13 protein-coding genes and 1 pseudogene are annotated in these 12,684 nt (G+C 70.3%); 13 read left to right on the forward strand and 1 reads right to left on the reverse strand.

The window, feature by feature from the left end:
• Positions 1-418: 418 nt before the first annotated feature.
• From ROTAS13_RS10530 to ROTAS13_RS10555, 5 genes are all read left to right on the forward strand, one after another.
• Positions 419-862, forward strand: coding sequence for a hypothetical protein (locus ROTAS13_RS10530; protein ID WP_139323314.1), 444 nt, complete (start codon positions 419-421; stop codon positions 860-862).
• A gap of 204 nt (positions 863-1,066) precedes the next feature.
• Positions 1,067-1,342 carry a hypothetical protein gene (locus ROTAS13_RS10535; RefSeq protein ID WP_075822298.1) on the forward strand — a complete coding sequence of 92 codons (276 nt, stop codon included), beginning with the start codon at positions 1,067-1,069 and terminating at the stop codon, positions 1,340-1,342.
• A 545-nt stretch (positions 1,343-1,887) separates the two neighbouring features.
• A complete protein-coding gene (locus ROTAS13_RS27110) occupies positions 1,888-2,160 on the forward strand; it encodes a hypothetical protein (RefSeq protein WP_171979073.1) in 273 nt (90 codons plus the stop codon).
• Between the two features lie 264 nt (positions 2,161-2,424).
• A complete protein-coding gene (locus ROTAS13_RS10550; RefSeq protein ID WP_075822301.1) occupies positions 2,425-3,351 on the forward strand; it encodes a cation diffusion facilitator family transporter in 927 nt (308 codons plus the stop codon).
• Positions 3,352-3,456: 105 nt separating this feature from the next.
• On the forward strand, positions 3,457-5,727 hold the full coding sequence (locus ROTAS13_RS10555; protein WP_253187656.1) for a heavy metal translocating P-type ATPase: 2,271 nt from the start codon (positions 3,457-3,459) through the stop codon (positions 5,725-5,727).
• A gap of 119 nt (positions 5,728-5,846) precedes the next feature.
• On the opposite strand, the gene ROTAS13_RS10560 is transcribed toward ROTAS13_RS10555, so the two are convergent.
• Complete coding sequence (locus tag ROTAS13_RS10560; protein ID WP_073140505.1) at positions 5,847-6,257, reverse strand: helix-turn-helix domain-containing protein; 411 nt, start codon at positions 6,255-6,257, stop codon at positions 5,847-5,849.
• A 93-nt stretch (positions 6,258-6,350) separates the two neighbouring features.
• Here ROTAS13_RS10560 and ROTAS13_RS10565 point away from each other — a divergent pair, with 93 nt between their 5' ends.
• From ROTAS13_RS10565 to ROTAS13_RS10600, 8 genes and pseudogenes are all read left to right on the forward strand, one after another.
• Entirely contained in the window at positions 6,351-6,599 is a 249-nt protein-coding gene (locus tag ROTAS13_RS10565) for a heavy metal-associated domain-containing protein (RefSeq protein ID WP_083755472.1), read from the forward strand.
• Between the two features lie 23 nt (positions 6,600-6,622).
• The gene (locus ROTAS13_RS10570) at positions 6,623-8,812 is read left to right on the forward strand and encodes a heavy metal translocating P-type ATPase (RefSeq protein ID WP_073140522.1); all 2,190 of its coding nucleotides are present in this window, start codon (positions 6,623-6,625) and stop codon (positions 8,810-8,812) included.
• A complete protein-coding gene (gene lspA, locus ROTAS13_RS10575) occupies positions 8,805-9,323 on the forward strand; it encodes a signal peptidase II (protein WP_073140507.1) in 519 nt (172 codons plus the stop codon). Before ROTAS13_RS10570 ends, lspA begins: the two co-directional genes overlap by 8 nt.
• 31 nt (positions 9,324-9,354) lie before the next feature.
• Entirely contained in the window at positions 9,355-10,074 is a 720-nt protein-coding gene (locus ROTAS13_RS10580) for a cytochrome c biogenesis CcdA family protein (RefSeq protein WP_073140525.1), read from the forward strand.
• Positions 10,071-10,691 (forward strand): cation diffusion facilitator family transporter, encoded by a 621-nt coding sequence (locus ROTAS13_RS10585; protein ID WP_073140510.1) that lies wholly within the window; start codon positions 10,071-10,073, stop codon positions 10,689-10,691. Before ROTAS13_RS10580 ends, ROTAS13_RS10585 begins: the two co-directional genes overlap by 4 nt.
• Positions 10,684-11,679: a nitrilase-related carbon-nitrogen hydrolase gene (locus ROTAS13_RS10590; protein WP_073140513.1), complete on the forward strand. Its 996-nt coding sequence runs from the start codon at positions 10,684-10,686 to the stop codon at positions 11,677-11,679. The genes ROTAS13_RS10585 and ROTAS13_RS10590 overlap by 8 nt, the downstream gene beginning before the upstream one ends.
• A 137-nt stretch (positions 11,680-11,816) precedes the next feature.
• Positions 11,817-11,954, forward strand: a complete 138-nt coding sequence (locus ROTAS13_RS27115; RefSeq protein WP_171979074.1) for a hypothetical protein — start codon at positions 11,817-11,819, stop codon at positions 11,952-11,954.
• A pseudogene (locus ROTAS13_RS10600) lies at positions 11,951-12,684 on the forward strand (hypothetical protein); the annotation flags it as partial. The gene ROTAS13_RS27115 and the pseudogene ROTAS13_RS10600, both read left to right, overlap by 4 nt.

Genomic DNA, 12,684 nt, shown 5'->3' on the forward strand with positions numbered 1-12,684 from the left:
GACATCGTCGAGACCGGCAACGATAGTTGGCGATTCAAGAACCGCGCCTGAACGCCCCCTCAACACACCTCACAAGAGGGTCCCTTTTGCGTGCCGATCTGGGGTCCCAATTCAGTGCCGATTGACAAGCTGACCCTGCCGACCCGCCGGTAGTCCGGCGTTCGATGGCCCGGCCGTCCGTACCGGACGGTCGGGCCTGAGGGCGACACAGGTGGGCTCGTCTTCCACCCACACCAGCGATGTTGGTCCCGCATCCGAGCCAGGGGGCCACAAGGGGGATCGACGCCACATGAGCGGAGAAAGGTCGAGCAGGTGGCGCATCGCGGCGGTCCTCCTGTCGTGCGTGCCCGCGCTGCTGGCGCCCGGTGGGAAGGCGGCAGCCGACACCGCATGGACCCGGCGCGCGGGCGCCTGGAGCGTGTCCCTCTACCTCGGGGAGCGCGGCGATGCCTGGTGCGGATGGACCACCATGTGGACGGACGCCACCGGCGGGCTGGGGCGCAGCCTCTCCCTCCAGATGCGGGGCGCCGAGGCCATCCTCTTCCTGTTCCTGGAGGGGGCTGGAACGAATGCCCTGAGCCCCAGGAGCGAGCTGGCGCTAAGCATCGACGGGCTCCGCGAGGTCGCCCTGGCCGACCTCGTGCGGTCGCTGCCAAATGGCTTCCTGATGGCGCGCGGCGTTCTCGCGGCCGATGCCGGGGAACGAGTGCGCCTTGTCGCCCGGCTCGCGGCGGCATCCTCCATCGAGTTGACCATGCCCGGCGGCGGAACCTGGCCCATCCCGGCGACGGGCCTGGCGCAGACCGCACCGGCCCTCGGCAGGTGCCTCGCCGAGATGGAAGCCCCTGGGCCGCCACGTTGACGCCGATGTAGGCCGGAAGGCGCAGGGTTCTCCGGCATTCGGGATTTACAAGCCGGAAACACGTCGGAAAAGAAAAGTAATCATCAAGACAAGAATTCAAATACACAAATAAAAACATTAGGATCCGCTGAAAAATCGGGCCTCTGGCGTTATCTTCTCGGCAGGGCGGAAAGAAGCCGTCAGCACCCACACGGAGAAGAGAAGATGTTCCGCAGCAAGAAGATGAAGGCGACGGGAACCCTGGCTCTCGCGGCCGCTATGTTCGCGCCGTTCGTCGCCACGACTGCCTCGGCCGAGGGATACTACCCGCAGCGAGTCTTCCAGACGCAGGTCATGTCGCGCAGCGACGTCCAGCCCCACACCCACGAGGACCACTACCGGCCGCGGCCGCAGGATCTCCCCTACGCAGGCATGCAGGGGGCGAAGCAGACCTTCCTCGAGCAGAGCGGCGCGACCGGCGGCGGCGGCCAGGGTCAGTGAGGCATCCCGGCGCGGCGGCCGGACGACCGCCGCACCACCGGGCCTCATCCAGCCCCTTGGACGCACGCGCTCAGCAGGAGACACCCCAATGAGGAACCACGCCCTCGCCCTTGCCCTCGGACTGGTGGCGCTGCCCGCGCTGGCCCAGTCCCCGGTGACGCAGGGTTCCGGGCCGCCCCAGGTCATGGTCCCGACCGCACCGCATCCCGGCCACCCGGCCGCCATGGTCCCGGACCAGGGGGCAGGCGTGCCGGGAGCCGCGGCCTCCCCGGCTGCCCCGCACGGCCCCGACCACAGCGGCGAAGGTCCGCCGAGCCCGCAGGCTGGCGTACCAGGCATCCAGGATCCCTCGCAGCAGAATTAGCGGCCGAGGCGCTGGACTCAGCGAGAGCCGGGCGCCGCGGGCATTTACAAAACTAAATATTCGAGCGGGGAACGGCGTCTCGGGATCCGGAGTTTACCGCGAACCGAGGCGTCGCACTGTGGAAGCCATGGATGCCAGGCGGTGACGGCGGGCTCGGGGCCAGTCAGGAAGGAGCGCGAGGATGCCGCAGGAACAGCCGGGCCCGCACCACGATCATCCCGGGCACAAGCCGGGCGACCTCGACCAGCACGGCCATCGCGACCAGGCGACGAAGGAGGTTCCCGGTCAGCACCATGACCATCCGGGGCACACGCCGGGCGATCTCGACCCGGAGGGCCACCGCGACAGGAGCGTCACGGAGACGCCCGGTCCCCACCACGACCACCCGGGCCACAAGCCCGGCGACCTGGACGAGCACGGACACCGCGACAAGAGCGCGCCGCCGCTGCCGTGAACGACAGGCGGGGCCATAGGGCGGCCCCGCCCCGCCGCCCGTCTACGCGGCCCTCAGTCCTGCCAGGAGCAGGCGCACGGGATGGGCGACTAGGTTCCCGATCTGGTCGCCCTCGTGCCCTGCCGACATAGTGCGCGGGGCGCGCCGGTCATGCCGACGCCCTCCGCGTCATCGGCGACAAGTTTTTCCTTGATGCTCCAGTGACTGGAGATTGTACCCACCCTTGCGGCGGCCCCGAGGCGGTGGGCCGACGTGGAGGTGCGAATGGGACAGGATCACGACCATGGGGTGGGCAACGCCAACTCCGCCGCGCTGACGAAGGCGCTCGCCCTGACCGGCACCTTCCTGCTGGCCGAGGTCGCGGGCGCCTACGTCTTCAACAGTCTCGCGCTCCTGTCCGACGCGGCCCACATGCTGACCGACGCGCTGGCCCTGGCCGTGGCGCTCGTCGCCATCCGCATCGGCCGCCGTCCCGCGGACAGGCGCCGGACCTGGGGCTACCACCGCTTCGAGATCCTCGCGGCCGCCTTCAACGCCTCCCTGCTGTTCCTGGTGGCGATCTACATCCTCTACGAGGCGTACCAGCGCTTCCGCGAGCCCGCCGAGGTCGGCACCGTCGGCATGCTGGCCGTCGCCGCCTTCGGCCTGCTGGTGAACTGGATCTCCATGCGCCTGCTCGCGGGCGGCAGCGAGAGCAGCCTCAACGTGAAGGGCGCCTACCTGGAGGTCTGGAGCGACTTCCTGGGTTCGATCGCTGTCATCGTCGGCGCGGCGGTCATCTGGGCGACCGGCTGGACCTGGGTGGACCCGGTGCTCGGCATCGGCATCGCCCTATGGGTTCTTCCACGCACCTGGACCCTCCTGTCCGAGGCCATCGACGTGCTGCTGGAGAGCGTGCCTCGCGGCATCGATCTGGATGCCGTCGAGACCGCGATGCGGGACACGCCGGGGGTGCGAGACATCCACGATCTGCACGTCTGGTCCCTGACCAGCGGCAAGGTGGCCCTATCGGCCCACGTGGTGGTCGAGCCCTCCCTGGCCCGGGAGGACCGCCTGGAGGATGCCCTGGGCACCATGCTGGCCGGGCGGTTCGGCATCACCCACGCGACAGTCCAGGCCGAGCTGGCGGGCGCCCACGGGGGCACCACGACGGACAACTGGGGCGCCGCGGAAGCAGGGCACCGCCACTGACGGGTGACCCTGGCGGGCGTTTCCCCAGGGCGGCCCGCAAATTCTCTCTTGAACCTCCAGCCACTGGAGGTCCCATCTCAGAAGCCGTCAGCAGGAGGTCGCTAGATGGACGGCACACGGAACGGCAGCCAGGGGCAGTCCGTGTCCTGGCGCGTGGAGGGCATGGACTGCGCCTCCTGCGTGGCGAAGGTGGAGAAGGCGGTCACCCGCCTTCCAGGCGTCAAGGACGTCTCGGTGAACCTCATCGCGGAGCGTCTGACGGTCCGGCTGGAGCCAGGCGCGTCCGACGCCACCACCATCGAGCAGTCGCTGGCAGGTCTCGGCTACACGGCTCGGTCGCTCCCGGCGAACGATGTCGTGGCTCCTGCTGACGGTCACGCCCATGCCGCGGAGGAGCGTGACCATGCCGGGCATGACCAAGCGGACCACGATCACGGCGAACATGGCCACGGCGATACCTTCGGCCATTCACATGCCGACCACGAGAATCCGGCCGATGCCACGAAGCCCTGGTACGCCACGGGCAAGGCACGCCTGGTCTGGCTGCTCGGCGCCTTGGTCCTCGGCGCCTATGCCCTGTCGCTGGTTCTTCCCGCCCGGCTGACTTACCCGCTCTTCCTGGCCGCGACCCTCGTGGCCCTGGTTCCGTTCGGCCGCCGCGCCTTCGCCCTGGCCCGGGCCGGGACACCCTTCTCCATCGAGACCCTGATGGTGACCGCTGCGGCGGGCGCCGCCGTCATTGGGGCAGCCGAGGAGGCTGCCGTGGTCGTCCTGCTGTTCGCTCTGGGTGAGCTGCTGGAGAATGTGGCGGCCGGGCGGGCGCGGGCGGGCATCAAGGCCCTGGCCAACCTCATGCCTCGGACGGCGCGGCGCCTGCGGGCGGACGGCTCCACCGAGGAGGTGCCTTCCGACCAGCTCTCCGTCGGCGACCTCGTCCTGGTCCGCCCCGGCGACCGCGTGCCCTGCGATGGCACCATCGAGGATGGCCGCTCCGCCCTCGACGAGAGCCCCGTCACCGGGGAGAGCATCCCCGTGTCCCGCGGCCCCGGCGAGGCGGTCGTGGCGGGCTCCATCAACGCCGACGGCGCCCTGCGGGTGCGCGTGACCCGAGCCGCTACCGACAACACCATCGCCCGCATCATCCGCATGGTGGAGGAGGCCACCGCCTCCCGTGCACCGACGCAGCGCTTCATCGAGCGCTTCTCCACCTGGTGGACGCCGGGCGCGATGCTCGTCTCAGCATTGGTCATCCTCGTCCCGCCCTTCCTGCTGGGCTGGGACTGGTGGACCAGCGTCTACCGCGGGCTGGCCGTCCTCCTGATCGCCTGCCCCTGCGCCCTGGTCATCTCGGTGCCAGCCGCCATGGCCTCCGGCCTGTCCGCCGGTGCCCGGCGCGGCCTGCTTATCAAGGGAGGTGCCGCCCTGGAGGAGATCGGCGCGGCGAAGACCGTGGCCTTCGACAAGACCGGCACGCTGACCGAGGGTCATCCCAAGGTGACGGACATCCTGCCCGCGCAGGGAACCTCCGAGTCCGACCTGCTGACCTTGGCGGCCGGGGTCGAGCAGGGGTCCTCGCACCCCCTGGCCAAGGCCGTCGTGGCCGCGGCGGAAGCGCGGGGCGTCGCGACGCCGCCCGTTTCCGACCAGGCTGCTGTGCCCGGGAAGGGGGTCACCGCCACGGTCGACGGCCGCAAGGTCAGCGTCGGCAGCCCGCGCCACGCCGCGGAGGCGGGCGCCCAACTCGGCGGACTGGCCGAGGCGGTCACCCGCTTGGAGAACGAGGGCAAGACGGCCGTCGTGATCCTGGCGGACGGCACCGTCGCGGGCGTCCTGGCGCTCCGTGACGAGCCTCGGGGCGACGCGGCCGAGGGCATCGCCGCCCTTTCGCGGATCGGCATCCGCTCCGTGATGCTGACGGGCGACAACGCCCGGACCGGGGCGGCCATCGCCAAGGGGCTGGGCCTGGACGTGAAGGCCGAGCTGCTGCCGGACGACAAGCTCCGCGAGATTGGAGCCCTCCGGTCGTCCGGCTCCGTGGCCATGGTGGGTGACGGCATCAACGACGCCCCGGCGCTGGCGGCAGCCTCGGTGGGCGTCGCCATGGGCGGCGGCACTGACGTGGCCCTGGAAACAGCGGATGCAGCGGTCCTGAAGGATCGCGTGACCGGCGTCTCCGAACTCGTCAGCCTGTCGCGGTCCACCATGGCCAACGTGAAAGCGAACGTCGCCATCGCCGTCGGGCTCAAGGCGGTCTTCCTCGTGACGACTCTGATGGGCGTGACCGGGCTGTGGCCCGCCATCATCGCGGACACCGGCGCCACGGTGCTGGTGACGCTGAATGCCCTGCGCCTCCTCGCCTGGAAGCCCTCGGCATGAGGGACGTCAGCATGTCTGCGCCGGGAAGGGATGCCTCGACGCTGCTGGCCTTCAGCCTGCCCGGAGCGATCTGTTGGCCCGCCTGATCATTCATCGAGAACAACGCGCATCCAACACGTCTACTTCGGCGGGGCAAGCGCCTCGATGATGCGGCACTCCGCCACGTTGCCGTGACGGCACTGCCCGATGAGGGAGGCCAGTTCCCGCTGCAGCGCCTGCAGGTCGGCGATCTTCCGGTCCACCTCGTCCAGGTGCTCGCGGGCGATGACGTCCACCGCGTCGCAGGAGCGCTCGCGGTCCTCGGCCAAGTCAAGCAGGGCGCGGATCTGTTCCAGCGAGAAGCCAAGGTCCCGGGCGCGCCGAATGAAGCTCAGGCGGCCGAGGTGCGGCTCGCCGTAGGTTCGATAGTTCCCCGCGCTGCGGGCGGGCACCGGGAGCAGGCCGACCCGCTCGTACCAGCGAATGGTCTCCACCTTCGTTCCGGTCACCCTAGCAAGGGCGCCGATGTTCAGGGGCTTTTCCACAACCATTCCCTTGACCCTGTAGTGGCTACAGGGTCCATGTAGGGAGCCTTCTGTCCGCGCGCCAACCGGCGGGCACATTCCTGGAAGGGAAGGCAAACGATGGCCAACAGCGAAACCACGGCGCCCGGGACGCGGGTGGACCTGCGCTACCGGGTCGACGGCATGGATTGCTCCAGCTGCGCTTTGAAGATCGAGGACGCGGTGGAGCACCTTGGCGGCACCGAGGACATCCAGGTCAACTACAAGACCGAGACCCTGGAGTTTCGGCTGGATGAGGCGACCACGCCGCGCTCGGCCGTCGAGGATATGATCCGCAAGCTCGGCTACGGCGTCGCGCCTCTGGCGTGACTGGCAAGGACTGGGTGGCGGCGATGGCTGACGGCGGAACGGCTCAACTGGCCCCTGGGTCCAGGTCGGCCCTGCGATACCACGTGGAGGGCATGGACTGCCCGTCCTGCGCCTCGAAAATCGAAACGGCGGTTGGCCGCTTCGGCGGGGCCGAAGACATCCGGGTCAACTACCACAGCCAGGTTCTGGCCTTCCGGCTGGACGAGGCGGCCACGCCGCGCTCGGCCGTCGAGGAGCAGATCCGCAAGCTTGGCTACGGCGTCGCCCCCGTCGAGGCGCCGCGGGTGGTCGCGGGCGAGCCTGGCGCCGCCGCCGACCTGGCGCTCGTTCGCCCACGCCAGCCATGGTGGAAGGGGAAAAAGGCGCGGCTCGCCGCGGCAATCGGCGCCCTTATGGTGGCCGGGTTTGCCGTCTCGCTCGCTGTCCCGGCCCTGGACCACTGGGTCTACCTGCCCGCCGCCCTGCTCGGCCTTGTCTACTTCGGCCGCAAGGCAATCGCCGCGGCACGCGCCGGGTCGCCCTTCAGCATCGAGATGCTGATGTCGATCGCGACCGTCGGCGCCATCGCCATCGGCGCGACCTCTGAGGCGGCCGTGGTGGTGTTCCTTTTCACCATTGGCGAGCTGCTCGAGAACGTCGCGGCCGGGCGTGCTCGCGCGGGCATCGAGGCGCTCGGCGCCCTGGTGCCGAGGACCGCGCTGCGCATCGAGGATGGCACGGCACGGGAGGTGCCCGCCGCCAGCCTCAAGGTCGGTGACCTCGTCCTGATCCGCCCGGGAGACCGCGTCTCGGCCGACGGCGAGGTAGCCGAGGGTGAGTCCGAGGTGGACGAGAGCCCGGTGACCGGCGAGTCCGTCCCTGTCCCTAAGGCCGAGGGCGCCTCCGTCTTCGCGGGCAGCATTAACGCCTCCAGCGCGCTGCAGGTCCGCGTGACCCGGCCTGCCTCGGACAACACCATCGCCCGCATCATCCGCTTGGTGGAGGAGGCGCAGGACGCCAAGGCGCCCACCGCCCGCTTCATCGAGCGGTTCTCGGCTGTCTACACGCCGATCGCGGTTGCCGTAGCGGCCTTGGTCGCCGTCGCGCCGCCGCTTGTCGTCGGCGCAGACTGGGACACCTGGATTTACCGGGGCCTGGCACTGCTGCTGGTCGCCTGCCCCTGCGCCCTCGTCCTCTCGACGCCCGCGGCCATCGCCTCCGGCCTCGCCGTCGGCACCCGGCGGGGTCTGCTGGTGAAGGGCGGCGGCGCCCTGGAGACCATCGGCCGGATCCGCGCCGTCGCCTTCGACAAGACCGGCACCCTGACCGAAGGGCGCCCGCGCGTGACCGACCTCCTCGCCCTCTCCGGCCCGGAGCGTACCATGCTCGGCCTCGCCGCCGCGGTGGAGAACGGCTCCAGCCACCCGCTCGGCCGCGCCATCCTGGAGCGGGCGGACGCCGATGGCATCCCACTGCGCCCCGCCAAGGATTCGCGGGCCATCCCGGGCAAGGCCGTTGAGGCGGTCGTGACCGGCAAGCGCGTGGCCGTCGGCTCGCCCTCTCATGCCGCCGGGCAGGCGCCGCTCCCGGCCGACGCGGCGCGGACGGTCGCCGAGTGGGAGAACCAAGGAAAGACGGTAGTCGTCGTCTCCGTGGACGGCACCCATACCGGCCTGATCGCGGTGCGCGACGAGCCCCGGCCGGACGCGGCCGCAGGCATCCGGGCGCTCGGCGCCCTCGGCGTCGAGGCCGTCATGCTGACCGGCGACAACATCCGCACGGGTCAGGCCATCGCCGGGGCGCTCGGCCTCAAGGTGAAAGCGGGGCTGCTGCCGGAGGACAAGCTGCGGGAGATCGGCGCCCTCAAGGAAAAGGCGCCCGTGGCCATGGTCGGTGACGGCATCAACGACGCACCCGCGCTCGCAGCCGCCTCAGTCGGCATTGCCATGGGCGGCGGGACCGACGTGGCCCTGGAGACGGCCGACGCGGCGCTGCTGAACAGCCGCGTCGTGGATGTGGCCGCCCTGGTCGGGCTGTCGCGCGCGACGCTCTCCAATATCCACCAGAACGTGGCCATCGCCCTCGGCCTGAAGGCGGTCTTCCTGGTGACGACGGTGGTCGGCATCACCGGCCTCTGGCCCGCCGTGCTGGCCGACACCGGCGCGACGGTGCTGGTAACCCTCAACGCCCTGCGCCTGCTCGGATACCGCTTCAAGAGCGTGGCGCATGGCTGAGGTCCTGCCTAGCGCGCGCCTCGCCTGGACCTGGGGCGCGGCGGCGGCCGCGCTGGCCTTCGCGCTGGACCAAGCGACGAAGTGGTGGGTGCTGGCCCATCTCATGGATCCGCCCCGCGTCATCCCCATCACCCCGTTCTTCAACCTGGTGCTGGGATGGAACCGGGGCGTCAGCTTCGGTCTGCTGTCGGCGGACCACCCCGCGACGCCCTGGCTCCTGTCCTCCCTCGCGCTCGCCGTCGTCGTGGGCCTCGTCGTCTGGACGACGCGCGACCGGCGGCCGGGGATGGCGGCCTCGGTCGGGTTCATCGTCGGAGGCGCCCTGGGCAACGTCGTCGACCGGCTGCGGCACGGTGCCGTGACGGACTTCCTGGACTTCCACGTGGCTGGCTACCACTGGCCCGCCTTCAACCTCGCCGACACCGCGATCTTCGTCGGCGTCGCGCTCCTGCTCCTCGTCGGCGGGAGGCGCGACCCGGCGGGCGCGCCGACCTCCGCGGCGCGACCCTGAGGGCGGGACCGCCGTGAACCCGCTCCTCCAGATGTCCGGCCTCCTGACAGCCTTCCTGGCCGGGATGGTCTCGTTCCTCTCGCCCTGCGTGCTGCCGCTGGTGCCCGGCTACGTCTCCTACGTCGCCGGTCGCTCGGTCGCCGCCGAACGCGCGGCGCCCGGTCGCCTCGCCACGGTCGGCCTCGGCCTCTGCTTCGTTCTGGGCTTCGCGACCGTCTTCGTGGCGATGGGCGCGGGCGCCTCGGCGCTGAGCCAAGCCCTGCTGCGCTACCGCTACGAGGCCGGGATCGTGGGCGGCGTGGTGGTCATCCTGTTCGGCCTCATGACCGCGGGCGTCCTGCGGCTGATGCCGCTGCAACGCGACCTCCGCTTCATGCCGACCCTCAGCGGCGGCACGCCGCTCTCCGCCTATGTGCTCGGGCTGGCTTTCGCCTTTGGCTGGACGCCCTGCATCGGGCCGGTGCTCGGCGCCATCCTGGCGCTGACCGCCACCAGCGAGATCAGCCACCTCGGCATCGTGCTCCTGGCCACCTACGCGGCCGGGCTGGGCGTGCCTTTCCTGCTGGTGGCCGCCTTCGCCGACGCCTTCCTGCGCGGCCCGTTCCGCAGCCTACGGCGCCTCGGCCGTGTTCTTCAGATCGTGGCGGGTGGCGTCATGGTGGTGATGGGGGCGGCCATGATCACGGGCCACCTGACCGACTTCGCCATCCTGATGCTCGAGCTCTTCCCGGGGCTCGGACGCATAGGATGAGCGACGACGACGATCTGCCCCGGGACCTTGGCCACATCACGCCCGCCTACCGCCGGGCGCTCTGGATCGTCGTGGGACTCAACGTCGGCTACGGCCTCGTGGAGATGGTCGGCGGCTTCGTCTCCGGCAGCCAGGCGTTGAAGGCGGACGCTCTCGACTTCCTTGGCGACGGCCTGATCAGCTTCCTCGGCCTGCTGGCCATCGGCTGGAGCCTCGCTTGGCGCGCCCGGTCCGCCCTCATCCAGGGACTGTTCCTCGCAGCGCTCGGCTTGGGCGTGCTCGCCACCACTGGCTACCGGGTGCTGGTGCTGAACCAGCCCGAGGCCGAACTGATGGGCCTCTTCGGCGCCGTCGCACTGGTGGTCAACGTCGCCTCCGCGGCGGTGCTCATCCCGCACCGGGAGGGTGACGCCAATGTCCGGGCTGTCTGGCTATTCAGCCGCAATGACGCCATCGGCAACCTCGCCGTGGTGGTCGCGGCGGGTCTCGTCTGGTGGACCGGAACTGCATGGCCGGATCTCGCCGTGGCCGTCGTCATCGCCGGGCTTTTCCTGCAATCGGCATGGTCGATCGTCCGCGATGCCAGGACGGATCTGCGTGAGGCAACCAATGACTGAGAACGTTCAGCCAGAGCTGCCTCCGGGGCAGAGCACCGGGCCATCCGGACCGGACGCCCAGGTAAGGGTCGCCGCCTGCACGACTCCTGTTCGCATTGCCGACCCGGAGGTGAATGCGGACACCCTGCTGACGACCGCGCGTGCCTGCGACGCACGATTGGTGTCCCTGGTCGCCTTCCCGGAGCTGGCGTTGACCGGTTACTCCATTGACGACCTCTTCCTTCAGGACGTTGTGCTGGACGCTGCGGAGGCCGCCCTGAGGCGTATTGTGGAGGCTTCCGTCCATATCCAGCCCGTCATGGTGGTGGGAGCACCACTGCGCCACGCGGGGCGCGTCTACAACACAGCAGTGGTGGTCCATGGCGGGCGGGTGGCCGGGGTGGTCCCGAAGGTTCACCTGCCAAACTACCGCGAGTTCTACGAGCGCCGTTACTTCGCGTCCGGGCAAGGGACGGAAGGCAGCATGATCCGCCTGGGTGAGCAGCACGTGCCATTCGGCCCCGACCTCATCTTCGTGGCCGAGGACCGCCCAGGGCTCGTGTTCCACGCTGAGATTTGCGAGGATATGTGGGTGCCGATACAGCCGAGCGCCATCGCGGCGCTGGCTGGTGCGACTGTTCTGGTGAACCTGTCGGCCAGCAACATCACAGTCGGGAAAGCCGACACCCGGCGAATGCTGTGCCAAGCTCAGTCGGCGCGATGCACGGCGGCCTATCTGTACACGGCGTCTGGCGAGGGTGAATCGACGACCGACCTCGCGTGGGATGGTCAGACCTCGATCTATGAGAACGGGGTCCTTCTCGCAGAGACCTCCCGGTTCAAGCCCGGAGCCCGGATAGCTGTCGCGGATATCAACGTCAGCCTCTTGGCCCGTGCCCGCGGCTGTTCAGGCATCTTCGCGCAGTGTCGGGCGAACCACGAAGCCCAGGTGGTCCGCTTCCGCCATGTTCCACTGCACTCCGGGGCCGACACAGGTTTCAACTGGTAGCCAACGGCCGCGTGCCCCCCCGAAGCCGAGGTCGTCTCCGGCCGCAAGCGAAAGGTCTACACCCTGACGGACAAGGGCCGGGACGCTTTCAAGGTCGGCCTGAAAGCCTGGATGGACGCCACAGCAACCTTGACCAGATGAGCTCCTGCGGCACCGTCAGGGTCGCGCAGTTCGCCTCCGGCCTGCTGATGTGGGTGCTCATCGCCACCGGCGAGATCACCGCGCTCGTGGACTGGATGCTAGTGGCCTTCCCATGGCTCGCGAGGATCGGATGAGCGGCGGCGCCCTCCGGACGCGCGCGGGCCGCCCGATCCCGAGCGCCGTCGCCTCCACCTCGCCGTCCCGAGGCGGCACGGGCGACGAGCCCGAGGCCGCGGGGGGGCGGAGAGGGACCGCGCCGGGCCGAGGGGAAGGGTTCGCGCCACCGGACGCGGTCGCCCGCCTCTTCACCTGGCTTGCCGGACTGCCGCCGCGTCGGGCTCTCGCCGCGGCGCTCGCCCTCGGGCTGCTCTCGGCCCTCGCCCTGCCCCCGCTTCATGCGGTGCTGGTGCTGCTGCTCGCCGTACCGGGGCTGCTCGCGCTGCTCGGCGCCGCGACGTCGTGGCGACGGGCGGGCAGGCTCGGCCTGGCCTGGGGCTTCGGCCACAGCCTCGGGGGCCTGTACTGGGTTACGGAGGCGCTGCTCACAGACCCGGCGCGCTGGTGGTGGCTCGTGCCGCTCGCCGCGCCGGCGCTCGCCGCCGTGATGGCTCTCTACGCGGTGCCACCCGCGCTCGCCGCATGGTTCCTGCCTCCGGGCTGGCGCCGCCTGGCGGGCTTCGCCGGGGCCTGGACCTTCGCTGAGATGCTGCGCAGCGTGCTGTTCACCGGCTTCCCGTGGAATCCCCTGGGCGGCGTCTGGGCCTTCGCGGCGCTGCCAGTGCAGGGCGCGGCCGTGGTCGGCGTGCACGGCCTCTCCCTGCTGACGCTCCTGTCTCTTGATCACAAGTCTCGACGTCAGCATAG

This window comes from Roseomonas sp. TAS13, from assembly GCF_001950415.1.
GTDB classification, from domain to species: domain Bacteria; phylum Pseudomonadota; class Alphaproteobacteria; order Acetobacterales; family Acetobacteraceae; genus Roseomonas; species Roseomonas mucosa.